Below are 18,928 nucleotides of genomic sequence, written 5' to 3'. Positions count from 1 at the left end.
GGGAGCCCGATGAGCGACGTCACCCGCCTGCCCGACCTGGCCAGCCGCGCGCTCGGCGGCGCGGTCGTCGGGGCCAACGACGAGTTCTTCGCCGCCAAGGAGAACCTGGTGCTGCCGCACCCGCCGGTCGCCCGCGCGGAGTTCGGCCACCGGGGCAAGGAGTACGACGGCTGGGAGACCCGGCGGCGGCGCGGCCCGGGCTCGGACTGGGCGATCGTGCGGCTGGGGACGCCGGGCATCGTCGCCGGGGTCGTCGTCGACACCACGCACTTCACCGGCAACCACCCGGCCCGGGCCTCGGTCGAGGGCGCCTCCGTGGAGGGGCACCCCGCCGTGCCGGAGCTCGCGCGCGCCGACTGGCAGCCGCTGGTGCCGTTGTCGGATCTCGCCGGCGACACGGCCAACGTCTTCGCGGTGGACTCGACCGTGCGGGTCACCCACGTCCGGCTGACCGTCCACCCGGACGGCGGCGTCGCGCGGCTGCGGGTGCACGGCACCGTCGTCCCCGACCCCCGGCTGGTCGACGCCGGCCCGTTCGACCTGGCCGCGGCGGAGTCCGGCGGCCGCGTCACCGCCGTGAGCAACGAGTTCTACGGCCGGCCGACGCAGCTGATCGCCCCGGGGTTGACCCGCTCGATGGGCGAGGGCTGGGAGACCGCCCGCCGCCGCGACGACGGCAACGACTGGGTGGAGCTGGCGCTGGCCTGCGAGGGGGTCGTCACGCTCGCCGAGCTCGACACGTCGTACTTCCTCGGCAACGCCCCCGGGTCGGCGTCGGTGTCCGGCTCGGGTCCCGACGGCGAGGTCGTCGTCCTGCCGCGCACCCGCCTGCTGCCGGACACGCGGCACCGCTTCGCGCTCGCCGGCGGCCCGCCGGTCGAGCGGGTGCGGCTGGACGTGTTCCCCGACGGCGGCATGGCCCGCCTGCGGCTGTGGGGGCGGCCGACCGCCGCGGGCCGGGCGGCGCTGGGCCGCCGCTGGTTCGAGGCGCTGCCCGACGTCCAGGCGCTGGAGGTGGTCGAGTCGGTGGGCGTGCCACCGGCCGAGGCCGGCCGGCTGGTCGGCGCGCGTCCCCTGTCCGGGGAGTTGCCGCCGGCGGTCGCCCGGCTGCTGCTCGGTCCGGCGGGCTGATCGACCTCCGGCCGGGGCCCGACGGCCCGGCGTCGGCCCGGGGAGCCCGCGGCCACCGATAGGGTCGCAAGGCCGCTGCCGCCGTCCCGAGGAGCCGCCCGTGTCCCGCCCCGGCCCGCTGGTGCTGCTCGGTGTCCTGCCCGCCCTCGTCCTCGGACTGACGGCGTGCGGCAGCCCGACGGTCGCGCGGGACACCCTCGAGGACCAGGTCGCCGAGGCCCTCCAGCAGCAGCTCGGCGCCGAGGCCACGGTGAGCTGCCCGGGCGACCTGCAGGCCGAGGTGGAGGCGACCACCGTGTGCACCGCCACGGAGCCCGACGGCGACGAGTTCCGCTTCCGCATCGAGGTCACCGCGGTGGAGGGCGAGCAGGCGGAGTTCAGCATCACGCGGGTCGACTGACTTCTCCCCGGCCCCGCCCCGTCGGCAGGATGCAGCGCGTGGAGACCCCCGCCGACCTGCTGGTGCACGATGCCGAGCTGCTGGCCACCGTCGATGCCGACCGGCGGGAGATCGCCGGCGGCTGGGTGGCGGTCACCGGAGGGGTGGTCAGCGGGATCGGTGGCCCGGCGGACCCGCAGCCGGGCGCCGCCCGCCGCATCGACGCCCGCGGCTGCCTGGTCACCCCGGGCCTGGTGAACACCCACCACCACCTCTACCAGAACCTCACCCGCGCGTTCGCGCCCGCGCTGACCGGAGGGTTGTTCGACTGGCTGGTCACCCTCTACCCGCTGTGGGCGCGGCTGGACGAGGAGGCGGCGCACGTCAGTGCTTACGTCGGGCTGACCGAGCTCGCGCTGTCGGGCTGCACCACCTCCACCGACCACCTGTACGTCCACCCGCGCGGCGCCGGCGACCTGATCTCGGCCGAGGTCGCGGCCGCCCGCGAGCTCGGCGTGCGATTCCACCCCACCCGCGGGTCCATGTCGCTGTCGGTCAAGGACGGCGGGCTGCCCCCGGACTCCGTCGTCCAGGACGACGACGAGATCCTCGCCGACTCGCAGCGCCTGGTGGACCTCCACCACGACCGGTCGCCGACCGCGATGACCCGGATCGCGCTGGCGCCCTGCTCGCCGTTCAGCGTGTCGACGGGGCTCATGACCCGGACCGCCGAGCTGGCCGAGACCCTCGACGTCCGGCTGCACACCCACCTCGCCGAGACGCAGGACGAGGACGCGTTCTGCCTGGAGACGCTCGGCCGGCGTCCGGTGGACCTGCTCGAGGACGTGGGCTGGATGACCGACCGGGTGTGGCTGGCCCACGTCGTCTGGCCGTCGACGACCGAGGTCGAGCGGCTCGGTGCCGCGCGGGTGGGGGCGGCGCACTGCCCGTCGTCGAACATGATCCTGGGCAGCGGCCTGGCGCCGGTCGCCGAGCTGCGGGCGGCCGGGGCGCCGGTCGGGTTGGGTGTCGACGGGTCGTCGTCCGCCGACGCCGCGTCGCTGTGGCTGGAGGCCCGGACGGCGATGCTGCAGGGGAAGCTCCGGCACGGCGCGGCCGCGATGTCGGCGCGGGACGCGCTGGAGATGGCCACCCGGGGCGGCGCCGCGTGCCTGGGCCGCACCGGGGAGATCGGCGAGCTGTCGGTCGGGGCGTGCGGGGACCTGGTGGTGTGGGCGCTGGACGGCGTCCGGTTCGCCGGGGCGCTGTCGGACCCGGTCGAGGCGTGGCTGCGGTGCGGGCCGGTCGCTGCGCGGCACACCGTCGTCGCGGGGCGGCCGGTGGTCGAGGACGGCGTCCCGGTGCACCCGGGGCTGGACGAGCAGCTCGCCGTCCACCGGCGGGTCTCCGCCGCGATCCAGGCGGCGGTGTGACCGTCGGTTCCGCGGAAACCGGCAGACGCTGCGCGCCGGTTTCCGCGGAAACCGACGCTAGAGGGCGGTGGCGAGGGCCTCGAGGTCGTCGACGGTGGCATCGAGGTGCGGGGAGACCCGCAGCACCGGCCCCGTCATCTCCCCCGGCGCGCGCTCGGGGCCGATGGCGGTGGTCACGATGCCGTGCTCGGTCAGCAGCCGCGCCCGCGTGGTGACGACGTCGACGCCGTCCGGCGGGCGCAGCGTCGTGGTCGCGGTCGGCTCGTCCAGCGGCTCGACCACCCGCCACCCGGCCGTGCCCTCCAGCACCTCGCGCCCGGCCCGCCCGAGGGCCGCCAGCCGCTCGCGCACGCGGTCGGGCCCGGCGGCCAGGTGCTCGCCCACCGCCAGCACCAGGCCGACCCGGCCGGCGACGTGCGCCTCCCCCGACTCGAAGGCGCGCAGCGGCGGGACGTCGCCCGCCTCGGCCAGGACCGGCGTGAGCTGCGCGGTGAGCGCCGGTCGCACGCACAGCACGCCCACCCCGCGCGGTCCGGCCAGCCACTTGCGGGAGGTCGAGTAGACGACGTCCGCGCCCAGGTCGGTGCCGACGTGCCCGAGGGACTGCGCCGCGTCCAGCACCAGCGGCACCCCGGCGTCCCGGCACGACGCGGCCACCTCGCGGGCCGGCTGGACGATCCCGCGGTGGCTGCCGATGTGCGTCAGGTGCACGAACCGCGGCGGGTCGGTGGCCAGCAGGCGGGCCACGCCGTCGAGGTCGGCCCGGCCGAGGCCGTCGACGGGCAGCGGCTCGGGGACCAGCCCCGCCGCCCGGAGCTGGGCGACGTTCGGCGCGTACTCGCCCGGCAGGCAGGCCACCCGGGACCCGGGCGTCAGCCGCCACCCGGACAGCAGCGCGACCAGCGCGGCCTGGGCCGACTCGACGAAGACGACGTCGGCCGCGGCCATCCCGACCAGCCCGCCGATCACCGACCGGCCCTGCTGCAGCAGGTCGTCGGCGGTCGCCTCGGCCACGTACCCGCCCAGCTCGGCCTCGTGCCGGGCGTGGTGGGCGGCGGCCTCCAGCACCCGGTGGCTCTGCCGGCTGCACGCGGCGCTGTCGAGGTGCCGCCCGGCGGGGCGGGGGCGCGCGGCGCGCCACGAGGCGCTGTCGAGGTCCTCGTGGACGAGGTCGGGGTGGAGCAGGGTCACCCCACCACGCTAGGCGAGACCCGCGGCTCAGCTGTCGAGCACGCCACGGGCCACCGACACCCCGGAGTGCGACGGGTCGCCGTCCAGCGGCTCGACCGAGACGTCGACCACCGGGTACTCGCCGAGGTCGAGGCCCGGGGGCAGCTCGAGGGTGACGTCGCTGCCGCCCTGCACCACGCCGACCGCCTGGAGTCGGGAGACCGCCTCGTCCAGCAGCCAGACCTCGTAGTAGTCGTCCTCGAGCGGAACGGCGTCCAGCTCCAGCTCCAGGACCCGGGTGCCGTCGTCGCGCTCCACGACGCGGGCCTGGCCGGAGGCGTCGCTGCCCTCGAGCGGGTCGAGCGCGGCCGCGGCCACCGCGAGGCCGTCGTCGTCTCCGCTGCGCAGGGCGACCGCTGCGGCGCCGATGCCGGCGCCGACGACCAGGGCCGCCGCCGCGGCCAGCAGCAGCCGGGAACGGCGCGGCCGGAGCACGGTGACCGTCGCCGGAGGGGCGGGGGCCGGCTCGACCGCCGGAGGGGCGGTCCCGGGCCCTTCCGGGCGCGGTGCGGTGCTGACGCCGGTGGCGGCGGCGATGGCCGACCACACCGCGGGCGGCGGCGGGACGGCGGCGCCCGGCGCGGCCAGCTCGGGGACGGCGAGCGCGTCCACCCCGCGGCGCAGCGAGGCCACCTCCGCCCGACACTGCTCGCAGGTCTCCAGGTGCGCGGCGTCGTCGGCCGGCAGCGGTTCGCGGAGCGCGGCCAGGGCCAGCTGCTCAGGCGTGCAGTGCGGCACCGTCCACCTCCAGCCGGGTGCGCAGGCGCTCCAGGGTGCGCCGGATGTGGCTCTTCACCGTGCCCAGCGGCAGCCCGGTGCGCGCGGCGATCTGGGCGTGGGTGAGGTCCTCGAAGAAGGCCAGCTCGATGATGCCCCGCTGCGGCTGCCCGATGAGGTCCAGCTCGCCGAGCAGCAGCACCCGGTCGGCGACGGTGGTGTCGAGCGACTGGCCGGCCGGCTGGGGGGCGGACTGGGCCTCGGCGACCGCGGCCTCCGCGGTGCGGCGCTGCCGGTCCCGCCGCGCCCAGGCGTCGGCGATCTTGTGCCGGCAGACGCCGACCAGCCAGGCGGGGAGCGGGCCCTGGTCGGGGCGGTACCCGGCGCGGCCGGTCCACGCGGAGACGAAGGTCTGCTGGGTGACGTCCTCGGCGTCCGGGCCGGGTCCGAAGGCGCGCACCGCCATGCCGTGCACCTGCCCCGCCCACCGCTCGTAGGCCCAGGCGAGGGCCTGCTCGTCACCGGCCGCGAAGCGCCGGCCGATCTCGGCGTCGTCCGGCTCGGGGGCGACCCCGGCCGGGCGGACGTCGCTGCTCACCCGCCCGACCCTAGGCCCTGCGGCGCGGCGTTCCAGGAGCCCGGTCACGGTAGGGGCTCGGCGACGACGAGCACGTTGTCCCGGTAGCTGCCGTACTCCGGCAGGAACGGTCCGCCGCAGGTGACCAGCACCAGCCGGGGCGGGCCGTCGCGGCCGAAGACCCGGTCGAGCGGCAGCGCCTGCTTCGTCACGACCTCGCGCGCGACCACCCGCCAGCGCGTCGTCGCGCCGGCCGCGTCGGTGACGGCGACCTCGGTGCCGGCTTCGATCCGCCGGAGCCCGGCGAGCACGCCCAGGCCCTGCTCGCGGTCGTCCACGTGGCCCGCGAGCACGGTCGAACCCGCGGCACCGGGCGCAGGCCCGAACCGGTACCAGCCCACTCGGCCGATGTCGGCGGGGAGGTCCATGGCGCCGTCGGAGCGCACCCCGACCGGGTCCACCGGGGCGTCGATCCCGAGGGCCGGCACGGCCAGCCGCAGGGGCGCCGGCACCTGCGCGACGGCGACCGGGGCGGCGTCCCGGGTGGCGACCGCCGGTGCCGCGGCCGAGGTGGCCGGCGACGGCACCGACGGTGCGGGGAGGGCCTGCGCGACCGGCACGCCCGCCGCCGCCGGCTCCCGGGTCAGCTGCCAGGCGGCCGGTGTCCCGACCGCCACGGTCAGCCCCAGGACCACGCCGGCGGCGGCGCGACGCATGCCGATCCCTCCCCGCGCCCGGGTCAGACCCGGCTGCCGGCCAGCCGGCGGGCGGCGAGGCCCGCGGCGGCCAGACCGGCCAGCGACAGCGCCGCGAGCGGGGCCGGGAAGCCACCCTCGTCGGCCAGGCCCGCGGTGCCGCCGGGGACGCCGGAGGGTGCGGAGTGCGAGCCGGAGATCGTCTGGACGGCGAGGTCGAAGCCGGCCTCCTGGGAGCCCCAGGCGTAGACGATCGTGGTCGCGCCCTCCTGCAGCGTCAGGTCGGCCGGGCCGATCGCGACGGTGCCGGTACCGGCGAGGACGACGTCGGCGCTGATGGTGCCCGCCGGAACGGTGAGCGAGGCCTCGTTCGGGTTGGTCAGGTTCGGGGCGACGACCTGGCCGCCGGCGCGCACGTCCACGCCCGGGGCGGCGGCGGTGTGGCGGACCACCACCCGTGCCTGACCGGCCGGGACGGCCGAGGTGTCGTTGACGAACGGGGTGAGCGTCGGCGCGCCGTCGGCGCTGAGGTGGGCCACGACCGTGGCGTTGGCGCCGGCCGGGACCGCGACCCCGTCGGCCGACAGCAGCGGGCTGCCGGAGGCGTCCGGGGCGTCGGCGGGGAAGAGGGCGAGGTCGTAGTCGCCGGCGGGCACCTCGAGCGGGTCGGTCAGGGTGCCGGGCTGGAAGTCGTCGAGGAGCCGCTCGCCGTTGGCGTAGACGTCGACCGGGGTGTCGGGCACCCCGTGCAGGACCGAGATCGTCGCCGTGTCGGCGGCGAGGGCGGGGGACGCCCCGAGGGCGAGCAGGGAGCCGGTGGCGCCGGCGGCGAGCACGAGGGTGGTGCGAGTCCGCGTCACGGTGCGGGTCCTTCCGGTGGGGGGTGTCTGTCACCCCCTCCTTCCGGGCCGTCGGCGACGGTGGATGCAGACCGACGCCGACCTGATGGCTCGCTCCCCACCACGTCCTCCCGGGAAGCTCGTGGTCTGCCCACGGTGGTGGGCAGAGCACGAGTTCTCGCAGGGGACATGGTGGTCGGCTGCTTTCGTGCTCTGCCCGCGGTGGTGGGCAGAGCACGAGCACGCGCAGAACAGGTGGTGGGCTGGCGGCTCGCGGACTCTCCGCGCGGACAGCCCGGTCTCAGGCGGGTACGGACAGGGAGACGGCGAAGTCGCCGTCCGGGTCGGTCCACCAGTGCGTCAGTGCCAGCCCGGCGGCGGCCAGCTCGGCCGCGACCCCCTCACGGCGGAACTTGGCCGACACCTCGGTCCGCAACTCCTCCCCGGCGGTGAACGGGACGTCGAGGTCGAGGGCGGCCACGTGCACCACCTGGTCCACCCGGGAGCGCAGCCGCATCTCGATCCACTCGCGCTCGTCGTCCCACAGTGCGACGTGCTCGAAGGTGGCCGGGTCGAACGACGCGCCCAGCTCCCGGTTCAGCACGGCCAGCACGTTCCGGTTGAACTCGGCGGTCACCCCTGCCGCGTCGTCGTAGGCGCGCAGCAGCCGGCCGCGGTCCTTGACCAGGTCGGTGCCGAGCAGGAAGGAGTCGCCGGGCTGCAGGGTGCCCGCCAGCTCGGCGAGGAAGGCCGCCCGGGGCTCCGGCTCGAGGTTGCCGATCGTGGAGCCGAGGAAGGCGACCAGCCGGCGGCCGGACCGGGGCAGCTCGCGCAGGTGCCGGGTGAAGTCGCCGACCACCGCCGCCACCTCGACCCCGGGGTACTCCGCGGTGATCGCCGCGCCGGCGGCCCGGAGCACCGACGGATCGACGTCGCAGGGCACGAACCGGCGCAGCGTGCCCGCATCGCGCAGCGCGGTCAGCAGCAGCCGGGTCTTCTCCGACGTGCCGCTGCCGAGCTCGACGAGGACGTCGGCCCGGGAGCCGGCCGCGATCTCCGCGGCGTGCGCGGTGAGCACGGCACGCTCGGCGCGGGTCGGGTAGTACTCGGGCAGGCGGGTGATCTCGTCGAACAGCTCGCTGCCGCGGGCGTCGTAGAACCACCGCGGCGGCAGGGACTTCGGTCGGGCGGTCAGGCCGGCCAGGGCGTCGGCACGCAGCGCGGCGGCCGCGTCGGCGGGGACGAGGTGGCTGGTCAGCGAGATCGTCACGGGTCTCCTCGGGGCGGGTCGGCCGGCGGGTCGGGGTCAGGTCAGCGGGGTGATCGCCAGCCCGTCGGGGGGCGTCACCTCGACCAGGGAGCGGTCGGGGACGTCGGTCCACCGCGGGTCGTCGTCCCACGGCTCGCTGGCCAGCGCCGTGCCGTCGGGGGTGGTCAGCACCGACAGCGTGTCGCCCCACGTGGTGGCCAGCAGCCGGGTGCCGTCGGCGGCGAGCAGGTTGAGCCGGGCGGCCGGGTCGGCGGCGGCGACCTCGCGCACCGTCGCGCCGAGGGTCTCCGGACCCCGCGCGAACACCAGGGCGGCCAGCAGCGCGCTGTCGACGGTGGACTCGGCGTCCCGCACCGCCGGGAGCACCGCGCGGTCCACCCGGCCGTTGTGCGAGAGCAGCCACCGGCCGTCGGTGAACGGCGCCACGGCGCCCTCCTCGAGCGGCATGCCGACCGTCGCCGACCGGACGGCGGCCACCACGCACCCCGAGCCCAGCACCGGGGCGACCGAGGCGAACGAGGGGTCGGCCCAGAGCGGCCGCGCGGAGCGCCAGCGCGAAGGCCCGGCCCGGCCCGGGACGAAGAAGCCCACGCCCCAGCCGTCCGCGTTCACCGTGCCGTACCGCTGGCGGCGGGGCGCCCACGACTGCACCAGCAGCGAGGACGGCGGCTCGAGCACCAGGGCGGCCAGCGTCCGCGGCCGGCCGAGCCAAGCCAGGTGTCGGCACATCAGGCGCTGCCCTCGACCGGCCAGGCCAGCCGGAACCCGGCGAACAGCTGCCGGCGGACCGGGTGGTCCCAGTTGCGGAAGCTCGGTCGCAGGATCGACGGCCCGACCGCCCACGAGCCGCCGCGCAGCACGCGGTGGTCGCCGCCGAAGAACGGCGCCGAGTAGTCGGCGTAGCGCATCGGCCGGAACCCGGGCCAGGGCCGGAACGGCGACGACGTCCACTCCCAGACGTCCCCCATCAGCTGCTCGGCCCCGTACGCCGACGCGCCCGCGGGATACGCGCCCACCGGGGCCGGGCGCAGCGCGGCGCCGCCGAGGTTGGCCAGGGCCGGCGTCGGCTCGGCCGAGCCCCACGGGAAGCGCCGGCGCCGGCCGGTGGAGGGGTCCCAGACCGCGGCCTTCTCCCACTCGACCTCGGTCGGGAGCCGGGCGCCGGGCGGGACGGCGCCGGTCGCCCCGGCCCACGCGGCGTACGCCTCGGCCTCGAAGTACGTGACGTGCTGGACCGGTTCGTCCGGGGGCAGGGCCTCGACGACGCCGAAGCGGGTGCGGGTGCCGTCGGCCCCCCAGAACTGCGGCCGGACCAACCCGGCCTCCACCCGGTGCGCCCACCCGCGCTCGGACCACCACCGCGGCGTCGCGTACCCGCCGTCGGCGACGAAGGCGGCGAACTCGGCGGTGGTCACCGGCACCCGGCCGATGCGGAACGCCGGGACGTCGACGACGTGCGCCGGCCGCTCGTTGTCCAGCGAGAACGGCTCGTCGGCGGCGTCCACCCCGAGCACGAACTCCCCACCCGGCACGAGCACCGAGCCGCCCGCGACGCCCGGCCGCCCCGGCGGGAGTGGTGCGCCGGCACCGAGCAACGGCGGGCCGGGGCGCAGGTTGAGCGCCTGCAGCATCGTCTCGTCGTGCTGCTGTTCGTGGCTGGCCACCATCGCGACGTCGAACGGGTCGTCGTCCGCCCCGAAGCGGTCCAGCCGGTCCAGCACCCGGCCGCGCACCTCGGCGCAGAACGCCCGCGCCTCGACCGGGGGCAGCAGCGGCAGCCGCGACCGGACGGCGCGGGGCTGGCGGAACGCGTCGTAGAGCGCCTCGACGCCGGACGGCAGCAGCCCCGGGCAGGCGCTGTCGCCGCCGCGGAGCAGCCACAGCTCCTCCTGCTGGCCGATGTGCGCGAGGTCCCACACCAGCGGGCTGAGCAGGGGGGTGTGCTGGCGCAGCAGCTCGGGGTCGTCGTGGTCGGTGAGCTGCAGCGTGCGCGTGCGGGCGCCGGTCAGCTCGCGGGCGAGGACCTCCCGCAGGTCGCTCACGCCGGCACCTCCACGGCCGCGAGCAGGGCGGCGGTGGGGCCGCCGGCCCGGGCGGCCCGGAGCAGGGCGTCGCCCGGGCTGGAGCCGCCGTCGACGAGCTCGGCCAGGGCCTCGACCTCCGGCCGCAGCGGCCGGGGGACGGCGTCGCACGCGGCCGCCAGGCAAGCGCGGGCGGCGGCGTGCAGGGCGGGGTCGGCCAGTCCCCGGTGCGCGGCCCGGCTCCACGCGCCGGCGACCGGTGCGCTGGCCGCGGCGGCCCGGACCGCCGCGCGGGGGTCGTCGAGCAGCGTCGCCGTCACCGCCGCGAGCGCCGGCCACCACGGCTCGGGCGCCGCGTCGAGGTAGCGGATCTCCAGGTAGCCGCGCGGCCGGACCGGGGGGAACAGCGTGGTCAGGTGGTAGTCCAGGTCCGCCGCGGTGGGCCGGCGGCCCCCCAGCGGCGCCGCCCCGGTGACCCACGCGCCGAACGGCACCCGCCCCCGCACCGGCGCGGCTCCGCCGGTGGTGGGGTCCCGGACGAGCATGACCGGCGCCGAGAGGGCGTACTCCGCCCACTCGCCGGCCGGGTCGGCGCCGCCCAGGAGCGGGCCGCACCGGGCCTGGTCGATCTCCCCCCACACCTGCTGGCGGTGCGACGCCCAGCCGGTCGCCCGGCCCGCGGCGAGCGGGGAGCAGGCGGAGACGGCGACCAGCACCGGCCCGAGCTGGTGGGCCAGCGCGACCCGCCGGCTCCACCCGCTCCGCGGACCGGCCTCCAGGTTGACCTGCAGCGACGCCGTGCCCGTCATCATCGCCGTTCCCGCCTCCGCGCAGCCGACGGCGGCGAAGTGCTCCTCCATCGCGGTGTAGCGGGCCTGCGGGCTGACCCGCCGCGGCGGGCGCAGCGGGTCGGCGCCGACCGGCGCGAGCCCGAGCCGCTCGCCGGCCAGGGCGGCGGCCAGCGCGTCCCGGTCGGCGCGCAGCGCCGCCACCGCCTCGACGACGCCGGCCAGCGGCGGACCCGAGAGCTCCACCTGCCCGCCGGGCTCGAGGGTGACCCGGCTGCCGCCGGGCAGGGCGGGCAGCGCGTCGACGACTCGGCCGATCCGCGCCCACGGCACGCGGGTGGCGGGATCGGCGAGGTCGACCAGGTGGGCCTCGAGCTCCAGGCCGACGGCGCCCACCGGGCCGGGCCGCAGTGCCGCGCCGGCGACCTGCGCCGCGGCGGTCTCCAGGTCGAGCGCGACCGAGCGCTCCTCGATGACCGGGGCCACGGGCCCCACCCCCTCCAGGTCCGGACCGGTCGACGACGTCGACCGCGGGTCGGTGCGGGGGCGGCCCGTCGTGCGGCCGTCCTCGGTGCCCATCCTGCACGCGACCACCGACAGGACAAGGCCGTCGGCCGGGATCGGGGTCAGGATCGGGGGATGGACGCCGACCGCGACCGCGATCCCGCCGGCCGGGCGCGCAACGCCCGCCCCCGCGACGCCCTGGGCCGGCCGCTGCCGTACGGGGAGGCCGGGGTGGAGCGCGCCCCCGAGGGACTGGTGCGTGCCCCGGCCGACGCCCTCGCCGAGGCGCAGCGGCTGCTGGACGCCGGCCGGCCGTTCCACGCCCACGAGGTGCTCGAGGACGCCTGGAAGTCCGCCCCGGAGGCCGAACGGCAGCTCTGGCGGGGCCTGGCGCAGCTCGCCGTCGGGCTGACCCACGTCGGCCGCGGCAACCCGCGCGGGGCGGCCACGCTGCTCGAGCGCGGCGCCGGCAACGTCGCGGCCTACGCCGCCGACCCGCCGCACGACGTCGACGCCCCCGGCCTGGTCGCCTGGGCCCGGGAGCTGGCGGCCGACCCCGACCGGGCGGGCGCCGGCGACGTCGCCCCGCGCCTCACGACCGCCCCCGCCACTTCCGGGCCGGTGTGACGGAGGGCACACTGCGGGCATGACGGCCTCCACCGCCGCGCGGAGCCGCGAGGTCTGGGCGGCCGGCGACTACCAGAAGGTCGGTGTCCGGCTGGTGCCCTGCAGCGAGCAGCTCGTCGCCGACCTGGGCGTCCGTCCGGGCGACCGCGTGCTCGACGTCGGCGGCGGCACCGGCAACACGGCGCTGGCCGCCGCCCGCCGCGACGCCGACGCGGTGTGCAGCGACCTCGTCCCCGAGCTGCTGGAGTACGCCCTCCGCCGGGCCGAGGTCGAGGGTCTGACCATCGGCACCGAGGTCGCCGACGCCGGAGAGCTGCCGTTCCCCGACGACTCCTTCGACGTCGTCGTCTCCACCTTCGGCGTGGTGTTCGCCGCCGACCCCGAGCAGGCCGCCCGGGAGCTGGTGCGGGTGCTCAGGCCGGGCGGCCGGCTGGGCCTGACCGCGTGGCGGCCGGAGGCGCCCGGCGGGCGGCTGCTGGCGCTGCTCGCCCGGCACGACCCGGAGGACGCCGCCGGAGAGCCGCTGCGGTGGGGGACGCCCGAGGGCGTGCAGGGGATCTTCGACCGCGGCGCGCTGCGCCAGGTGAAGCACAGCGAGCGGACCGTCGAGTTCACCGCCCCCTCGGTCGCGGCGCAGTGGCAGCGCTACCGGGACTGGTTCGGCCCGGTGCACGTGGCGTGGGAACGGCTCGACGACCTCGGGCGGGACGCCCTCGAGCGCGAGTTCAGCGACATGTGGGGGAGCTTCACCCGCGGCGGCGGGCCGGGGATCGTCGTCCCCAACACGTACCTGCAGGTCACGGGTGTGAAGGCCGGGTGACGGGATGAGGAGCTTCGAGGCGGCCGCCCGGATCGACGCGAGCCCCGAGCAGGTGTGGGCGGTGCTGGTCGACGTCGGCAGCTGGCGGGACTGGAACTCCGGCGTCGACCGGGTGGAGGGCCGGGTCGCGCTCGGGGAGCGGCTCACGCTCTACGCCACGATGATCCGCAGCCGCCCGTTCGTCGTGACCGTCACCGAGCTGCGCCCCGGCGAGGCCATGCGCTGGCGCGGCGGGCTGCCCCTCGGGGCCGCCGTCATCGAGCGCACCTACCGGCTCGACCGGCAGGAGGACGGCGGCACGGCGCTCACCGTCCGCGAGGACCACACCGGCCCGCTCGCCGGCCTGCTCGGGCGCACCACGCCGGACCTCAACCCGTCGTTCCGGCAGTTCTGCGACGGGCTCAAGGCCCGGGCCGAGGGCCGGGTGTCGCGGCCGCCGACCTGAGCCCCGGCCGACCGTTGTGACCGCAAGGGAGTCGGCACCCGGCAGGAGTGGGACGATGGCACCCGCCATGAGCACCGACACCGCAGCCACGCCCAGCACCGACGACACCGCCCTCGGCGGGCCGGCGACGCCGCCCCGCGGGCCGGTCACCTCGGCGTCCTACTCGATCACCGTCCGGCTCACCGCCGACGGCGACCCCGCCTCGATCGGCCGGATCGCCACGGCGGTCGGCACCGCCGGTGGCGCGGTCACCGCGATCGACGTCGTCGACTCCCGCTCCGACGGCCTGACCGTCGACGTCACCTGCTCGGCCGCGGACGCCGCGCACTCCGAGGAGATGGTCGACGCGCTGCGTTCCGTCCCCGGGGTGAAGGTCCGCAAGGTCAGCGACCGGACCTTCCTGCTGCACCTCGGCGGCAAGCTCGAGGTCGCCTCGAAGGTGCCGCTGAAGACCCGCGACGACCTGTCGATGGCCTACACGCCCGGCGTCGCGCGGGTGTGCCTCGCGCTGGCGGACAACCCCGACGACGTCCGCCGGCTGACGATCAAGGGCAACACCGTCGCCGTCGTCACCGACGGCTCCGCGGTGCTGGGCCTCGGCGACATCGGCCCGGGCGCGGCGATGCCGGTCATGGAGGGCAAGGCCGTCCTGTTCAAGCGGTTCGCCGACATCGACGCGTGGCCGATCTGCCTGGACACCCAGGACGTCGACGAGATCGTGCGCACCGTCGAGCTGATCGCCCCCGGCTTCGGCGGCATCAACCTCGAGGACATCGCCGCGCCGCGCTGCTTCGAGATCGAGGCCCGGCTGCGCGAGAAGCTCGACATCCCGGTCTTCCACGACGACCAGCACGGGACGGCGATCGTCGCGCTGGCCGCACTGCGCAACGCCCTGCGGGTCGTGGACAAGCGGCTCGAGGACGTGAAGATCGTCGTCGCCGGCGGCGGTGCGGCCGGGACGGCGATCGTGCACCTCATGCTCAAGGCCGGCGCCCGCCGCGTGCTGGTGTGGGACCGCGAGGGCATCCTCTCGCCCGACGACGAGCGGCTCTCCCCGGCCAAGCGCGAGCTGGCCGCGCGCACCAACCCCGACGGCGTGCGCGGCGAGCTGCCCGACGCCCTCGACGGCGCCGACGTCTTCATCGGGGTCAGCGCGGGCAACGTGCTGCGCCCGGAGGACCTCGCCCGGATGGCGTCGGACGCCGTCGTCTTCCCGATGGCCAACCCGACGCCGGAGGTCGACCCGGTCCGCGCCCGGCAGTACGCCGCCGTCGTCGCCTCCGGCCGCTCCGACCTGCCGAACCAGATCAACAACGTGCTCGCGTTCCCCGGCGTGTTCCGCGGCCTGCTCGACGCGCGGGCCCGGGAGATCAGCGACGGCATGCTGCTGGCGGCGGCCGAGGCGATCGCCGCGGTGGTCCGCGACGACCAGCTCAACGCCAACTACATCATCCCGAGCGTGTTCGACCCCGCCGTCACGCAGGCGGTCGCCGCCGCGGTCGCCGACCAGGCCCGGCACGAGCCCGGCGCCACCGCCCCGGTCAGCGACGACGACACCGACTGAGAAAGGACCCCGTCCCACTCACCCCTCGCAGGCTCGGGGCGAGCCTCCGGACGGGGCCGCGACGGCGCCGGTTTCCGCGGAAACCGCCCGGATCGGGGGACGGCGGGGACGGCGCTGAGCAGGGCATCATGACCCGGTGCCCGAGCTGCCCGAGGTGGAGGCGCTGACCGCGTTCCTCCGCGACAACGCCATCGGCAAGGTGGTGACCAGGGTCGACCTGGCCGCCGTCCAGGCGATCAAGACCTTCGACCCGCCGCTGTCCGCGCTGGCGGGACTGGAGCTGACCGGCGTCGCGCGGCACGGGAAGTTCCTCGACCTCGACGTCTCCGGGCTGCACCTCGTCGTCCACCTGGCGCGGGCCGGCTGGCTGCACTGGCGCACCGGGCTCCCGGCCGCCCCGCCCAAGCCGGGCAAGGGCCCGCTGGCCCTGCGGGTGCACCTCGACGACGGCAACGGCTTCGACCTCACCGAGCAGGGCACCCGCAAGGGCCTGGCGGTGTACGTCGTCCGGACGCCGGCCGAGGTGCCCGGCATCGCCCGGCTGGGCCCCGACGCGCTCGCCGTCGACCGCGAGCAGTTCGCGGCGCTGCTCGGCGGGCGCTCCGGCCAGCTCAAGGGCACCCTCACCGACCAGACCGTGATCGCCGGCATCGGCAACGCCTACTCCGACGAGATCCTGCACGCCGCCCGGCTGTCGCCGTTCAAGATGGCCAACCGGATCGACGACGACGAGCTGATCCGGCTCTACGACGCGATACGGGCGACGCTCACCGACGCGCTCGACCGCCAGGTCGGCCAGCAGGCGGCGACGATGAAGGGCGAGAAGCGCTCGGGGCTGCAGGTGCACGCCCGCACCGGGCTGCCGTGCCCGGTCTGCGGCGACACCGTCCGCGAGGTGAGCTTCGCCGACACCTCGCTGCAGTACTGCCCGACCTGCCAGACCGGCGGCAAGCCGCTGGCCGACCGGCGGATGTCCAAGCTGCTGCGCTGAGCGGGGTCGCTGGAGTGCGGACACGCCGCCGAGCGACTCCGCTCAGCCCTGCCGCCGGGCCACCAGCCAGGACGCCGCCCGTGCCAGCACCGAGCTGCCCGCCCCGGCGTCGCCGTCCACCTCCGGCTCGTCGGCGGCCGACCCGACCGACGTCCACCAGTCGGTGAGCCGCGGCGGCGCCAGGACGTCGACCCGCTCGCCCGGCCGCGGCACCGCCACCTGCACCTCCGACCGCTGCGCCGCGGCGCACAGCCGCTGCACCGGCTCGGCCCAGCGGTGGAACGCCAGGTTGAACGTCGCCCAGTGGATCGGCACGAGCAGGCCCCCGCCGAGGTCCCCGTGGGCGCGGACGGCCTCCTCCGGCGTCATGTGGATGTACTGCCAGGCGTCGTTGTAGGCGCCGATCGGCAGCAGCGTCAGGTCGAACGGGCCCAGGCGGGCGCCGATGGCGGCGAAGGTGGGCGTGTAGCCGGTGTCGCCGCCGAAGAACGCCCGGTGCCGCGGCCCGGAGATCACCCAGGAGGCCCACAGCGTGGTGTCCCGGGCGAAGAACCGGCCGGAGAAGTGCCGCGCCTCGGTGCAGGTCAGCGTCAGCCCCGCGACGGTGGCCGCGCCCTCCCAGTCCAGCTCGACGATCCGCTCCTCCGGCACGCCCCAGCCGCGCAGGTGGGCGCCGATCCCCAGCGGTACGACGAACGGCGCGGTCTGGGTCCGCACCAGCTCACGGACGGTGGGCAGGTCGAGGTGGTCGTAGTGGTCGTGCGAGACGAGGACGGCGTCCACCCGCGGCAGGTCGGCGAGCGGCCCCGGCGCCGGGTGGAGGCGGGTCGGGCCGAGCAGGGGGGACGGCGAGACGCGCTCGCCCCACACCGGGTCGACCAGCACCCGGCGCCCGTCGACCTCGATGAGCGCGCTGGAGTGGCCGAACCAGGTCACCGCGAGCTCGGCCGCCTCCGCGGGGAGCTCCGGGCGCACCAGCGGCACCGGGCGCGCCGGCAGCCCGGTGTGCCGCTCCTCGTGCATCTGGCGGAGCAGGCCGCGGCGGGCGCTGGCCGGCGGCAGCGACGGGGTGGCGACCCGGTTGTGGAAGCGGCCCTCCGAGAACTGCGGCGACCCGACGACGTACGGCCGCACCTCCCGCCGGCTGGCGCCGAGCGCGGTCGGCAGCCCCCAGGCGGCACGTGTCACCCAGGCGGCCGGCCCGGCGAGGGTGGCGACGACGGCGAGTGCGGTGCGGAGGGCAGCGGGGGACGGCACGCCCGCCAGCATCCCAGCCCGCGGCCATGATGTGCCGGTGACGTCCGACGAGCCCGCGCCCGCTCCGCTCCGACCGGGGTCGCGCCGTCCCGCCGAGCCGGAGGGCGGCGACCCGGCCTGCTGGCTGCAGCGGGTCTGCCCGGCCTGCGGGCGGATGGCCGAGGAGGACCCGCCCACGCGGTGCGCGGCGTGCGGGGAGCCGCTGCCCGCGGAGTGACCGTCACGCGGCTCCGCGCAGCCCGGAGGCGGCCCGCACGAAGTCGCAGAGCGCCTGCCGCAGCGCGACACCGGGCCGGTCGGCCCGCACGTGCAGCTCGTCCCGCGTGCTCAGCGGCAGTCCGGCGTCGGGGAGCCGGGCCTGGAGCGCGAGGTCCTCGGCGAGCACCGCCCGCTGGATGGCCACCTCGCGGGCGAGCAGGTCGGGGCCGGGCAGCCGCTCGCCGGGGCCGGCCGACATGAGCATCCGGGTGTAGACGCGGGTCGAGTCCGCGTCCTCGGGCTGCAGCAGGCACAGGATCGTGGTGACGGCCCCGGAGTCCGGCGAGTCCAGCCGCAGCCGCAGCTGGAAGGGCACCCGGTAGGTGTAGGTGGCCCGGCGCCGCACCGGCGCCCCGTCGACGCCGTCGGGGTGGTGCGGCGTCTCGTACGCCCGCTCCAGCTCGGCCCGGAAGCCGCCGTCCTCGGGGACGACCGCGAACGGGGGGACCTCCGCGGCCTCCGGTGGGCCGCCGATCCGGCTGTGCACGAACGGGGCGTGCGCGACGTCGAAGAAGGTGTCGGCCAGCGGTCCCGCCGGGCCGGGCGAGCGCACCGGCGTCAGCCAGGTGCTCACGAACCGCCGGTCGGCGTCCTCGGGCACCTCCAGCGGCAGGTCGCGCGGCTCGGCCGGGGCCAGCCACACCACTCCGAGGCGCTCGCGGACGCCGTACGCGGGCGGGTCGACGTCCAGGCCGGACCGCGTCCGGCGGATCATCCAGGTGCGGCCCAGCAGCCGCACCTGCAGCCAGCCGCCCGGGAGCAGTTCGCGGGAGAGCGCCACCGGGTGCCAGGCGCCGTCCAGCGCCGGGTCGAGGTTGCCGAGCACCGGGCCGTCGGGAGCGGGGACCCCGGGCGCCGGCTCCACCGTCGCCGCTCCGGCCGGCCGCGGCGGCACGGGGACGGTGGTGCGCTCCGGTGCCAGCCAGACCCAGCCGTGCCGCTCCTCCACCGCCCAGGGCACGGTGAGGTCGGCCCGCGGGGGCGGCGTCCCCTCGGCGCCCAGGGACGGGATGGAGACGCAGCGGCCCTCGCCGTCGAACTGCCAGCCGTGGTACGGGCACTGCAGCCGTCCGTCGACGACCTCCCCCGCCGCCAGCGGCACCAGCCGGTGCGGGCAGCGGGCCGGGAACGCGCTCACCTCGCCGCCGGGGCGCAGCCGGACCACGACGTACTCCTGTCCGCCGGCGCCCACCGCCACCGGCCGCGTCCCGACGTCGTCGGCCCGCGCCACCGGGAACCACCCCGTCGACCTGCCTGCAGATGTGGCCATGACCCATTGCACCGTCGGCGCGTTCCCGCACGGTTACGCCGAACAGACGGTCGTGACACGGATAGGTCTCGATGAGGAGACGACGGCGGGAGCCCTCTCTACAGTGATCCCG

At 77.1% G+C, this 18,928-nt stretch carries 20 protein-coding genes; 9 read left to right on the top strand and 11 right to left on the bottom strand.

Features of this window, described 5'->3' with window-relative positions; translation table 11 throughout:
- Positions 1 to 9 precede the first annotated feature (9 nt).
- The 3 genes from alc to MY520_RS06235 all read left to right on the top strand — a co-directional run bounded on the left by alc (position 10) and on the right by MY520_RS06235 (position 2,943).
- On the top strand, positions 10 to 1,131 hold the full coding sequence (alc, locus tag MY520_RS06245) for an allantoicase (RefSeq protein ID WP_436691173.1): 1,122 nt from the start codon (positions 10 to 12) through the stop codon (positions 1,129 to 1,131).
- 100 nt (positions 1,132 to 1,231) lie between these two features.
- Entirely contained in the window at positions 1,232 to 1,531 is a 300-nt protein-coding gene (locus MY520_RS06240; RefSeq protein WP_436691171.1) for a DUF4333 domain-containing protein, read from the top strand.
- Positions 1,532 to 1,569: 38 nt separating this feature from the next.
- A complete protein-coding gene (locus tag MY520_RS06235) occupies positions 1,570 to 2,943 on the top strand; it encodes an 8-oxoguanine deaminase (RefSeq protein WP_436691169.1) in 1,374 nt (457 codons plus the stop codon).
- Positions 2,944 to 3,000: 57 nt separating this feature from the next.
- Here the strand turns inward: MY520_RS06235 and egtE are convergent, their stop codons facing one another.
- From egtE to egtA, 9 genes are all read right to left on the bottom strand, one after another.
- On the bottom strand, positions 3,001 to 4,134 hold the full coding sequence (gene egtE, locus MY520_RS06230) for an ergothioneine biosynthesis PLP-dependent enzyme EgtE (RefSeq protein ID WP_436691167.1): 1,134 nt from the start codon (positions 4,132 to 4,134) through the stop codon (positions 3,001 to 3,003).
- Between the two features lie 27 nt (positions 4,135 to 4,161).
- Complete coding sequence (locus MY520_RS06225; RefSeq protein ID WP_436691165.1) at positions 4,162 to 4,911, bottom strand: anti-sigma factor; 750 nt, start codon at positions 4,909 to 4,911, stop codon at positions 4,162 to 4,164.
- A complete protein-coding gene (locus MY520_RS06220) occupies positions 4,892 to 5,488 on the bottom strand; it encodes an RNA polymerase sigma factor (protein WP_436691163.1) in 597 nt (198 codons plus the stop codon). Before MY520_RS06220 ends, MY520_RS06225 begins: the two co-directional genes overlap by 20 nt.
- A gap of 44 nt (positions 5,489 to 5,532) precedes the next feature.
- A complete protein-coding gene (locus MY520_RS06215; RefSeq protein ID WP_436691161.1) occupies positions 5,533 to 6,183 on the bottom strand; it encodes a class F sortase in 651 nt (216 codons plus the stop codon).
- Between the two features lie 23 nt (positions 6,184 to 6,206).
- Positions 6,207 to 7,022, bottom strand: coding sequence for a DUF4397 domain-containing protein (locus MY520_RS06210; protein ID WP_436691159.1), 816 nt, complete (start codon positions 7,020 to 7,022; stop codon positions 6,207 to 6,209).
- Between the two features lie 280 nt (positions 7,023 to 7,302).
- Positions 7,303 to 8,271, bottom strand: coding sequence for an L-histidine N(alpha)-methyltransferase (gene egtD, locus MY520_RS06205; RefSeq protein WP_436691157.1), 969 nt, complete (start codon positions 8,269 to 8,271; stop codon positions 7,303 to 7,305).
- Positions 8,272 to 8,307: 36 nt separating this feature from the next.
- Complete coding sequence (gene egtC / locus MY520_RS06200) at positions 8,308 to 9,000, bottom strand: ergothioneine biosynthesis protein EgtC (protein ID WP_436691155.1); 693 nt, start codon at positions 8,998 to 9,000, stop codon at positions 8,308 to 8,310.
- A complete protein-coding gene (gene egtB, locus MY520_RS06195) occupies positions 9,000 to 10,313 on the bottom strand; it encodes an ergothioneine biosynthesis protein EgtB (RefSeq protein ID WP_436691153.1) in 1,314 nt (437 codons plus the stop codon). Before egtB ends, egtC begins: the two co-directional genes overlap by 1 nt.
- Positions 10,310 to 11,659 (bottom strand): ergothioneine biosynthesis glutamate--cysteine ligase EgtA, encoded by a 1,350-nt coding sequence (egtA, locus tag MY520_RS06190; RefSeq protein ID WP_436691151.1) that lies wholly within the window; start codon positions 11,657 to 11,659, stop codon positions 10,310 to 10,312. The genes egtB and egtA overlap by 4 nt, the downstream gene beginning before the upstream one ends.
- Before the next feature lie 60 nt (positions 11,660 to 11,719).
- Here egtA and MY520_RS06185 point away from each other — a divergent pair, with 60 nt between their 5' ends.
- From MY520_RS06185 to MY520_RS06165, 5 genes are all read left to right on the top strand, one after another.
- On the top strand, positions 11,720 to 12,211 hold the full coding sequence (locus MY520_RS06185) for a DUF309 domain-containing protein (protein ID WP_436691149.1): 492 nt from the start codon (positions 11,720 to 11,722) through the stop codon (positions 12,209 to 12,211).
- 19 nt (positions 12,212 to 12,230) lie between these two features.
- Complete coding sequence (locus MY520_RS06180; RefSeq protein WP_436691147.1) at positions 12,231 to 13,031, top strand: class I SAM-dependent methyltransferase; 801 nt, start codon at positions 12,231 to 12,233, stop codon at positions 13,029 to 13,031.
- Positions 13,032 to 13,035: 4 nt separating this feature from the next.
- The gene (locus tag MY520_RS06175; protein ID WP_436691145.1) at positions 13,036 to 13,476 is read left to right on the top strand and encodes an SRPBCC domain-containing protein; all 441 of its coding nucleotides are present in this window, start codon (positions 13,036 to 13,038) and stop codon (positions 13,474 to 13,476) included.
- A gap of 67 nt (positions 13,477 to 13,543) precedes the next feature.
- Positions 13,544 to 15,040, top strand: a complete 1,497-nt coding sequence (locus MY520_RS06170) for an NAD-dependent malic enzyme (RefSeq protein ID WP_436691143.1) — start codon at positions 13,544 to 13,546, stop codon at positions 15,038 to 15,040.
- A gap of 136 nt (positions 15,041 to 15,176) precedes the next feature.
- Positions 15,177 to 16,031: an Fpg/Nei family DNA glycosylase gene (locus MY520_RS06165; protein WP_436691141.1), complete on the top strand. Its 855-nt coding sequence runs from the start codon at positions 15,177 to 15,179 to the stop codon at positions 16,029 to 16,031.
- Between the two features lie 42 nt (positions 16,032 to 16,073).
- Here the strand turns inward: MY520_RS06165 and MY520_RS06160 are convergent, their stop codons facing one another.
- Positions 16,074 to 17,288: an MBL fold metallo-hydrolase gene (locus MY520_RS06160; protein ID WP_436691139.1), complete on the bottom strand. Its 1,215-nt coding sequence runs from the start codon at positions 17,286 to 17,288 to the stop codon at positions 16,074 to 16,076.
- Positions 17,289 to 17,325: 37 nt separating this feature from the next.
- Between MY520_RS06160 and MY520_RS06155 the strand changes: the two genes are divergently transcribed.
- The gene (locus tag MY520_RS06155; RefSeq protein WP_436691137.1) at positions 17,326 to 17,505 is read left to right on the top strand and encodes a hypothetical protein; all 180 of its coding nucleotides are present in this window, start codon (positions 17,326 to 17,328) and stop codon (positions 17,503 to 17,505) included.
- Between the two features lie 3 nt (positions 17,506 to 17,508).
- On the opposite strand, the gene MY520_RS06150 is transcribed toward MY520_RS06155, so the two are convergent.
- Positions 17,509 to 18,816: a Rieske 2Fe-2S domain-containing protein gene (locus MY520_RS06150; RefSeq protein WP_436691135.1), complete on the bottom strand. Its 1,308-nt coding sequence runs from the start codon at positions 18,814 to 18,816 to the stop codon at positions 17,509 to 17,511.
- Positions 18,817 to 18,928 lie beyond the last annotated feature (112 nt).

Origin of the sequence: Geodermatophilus sp. CPCC 205506 (genome assembly GCF_051383635.1) — a bacterium.
Lineage (GTDB): Bacteria > Actinomycetota > Actinomycetes > Mycobacteriales > Geodermatophilaceae > Geodermatophilus.
This window is presented reverse-complemented; position numbering and strand designations above follow the sequence as displayed.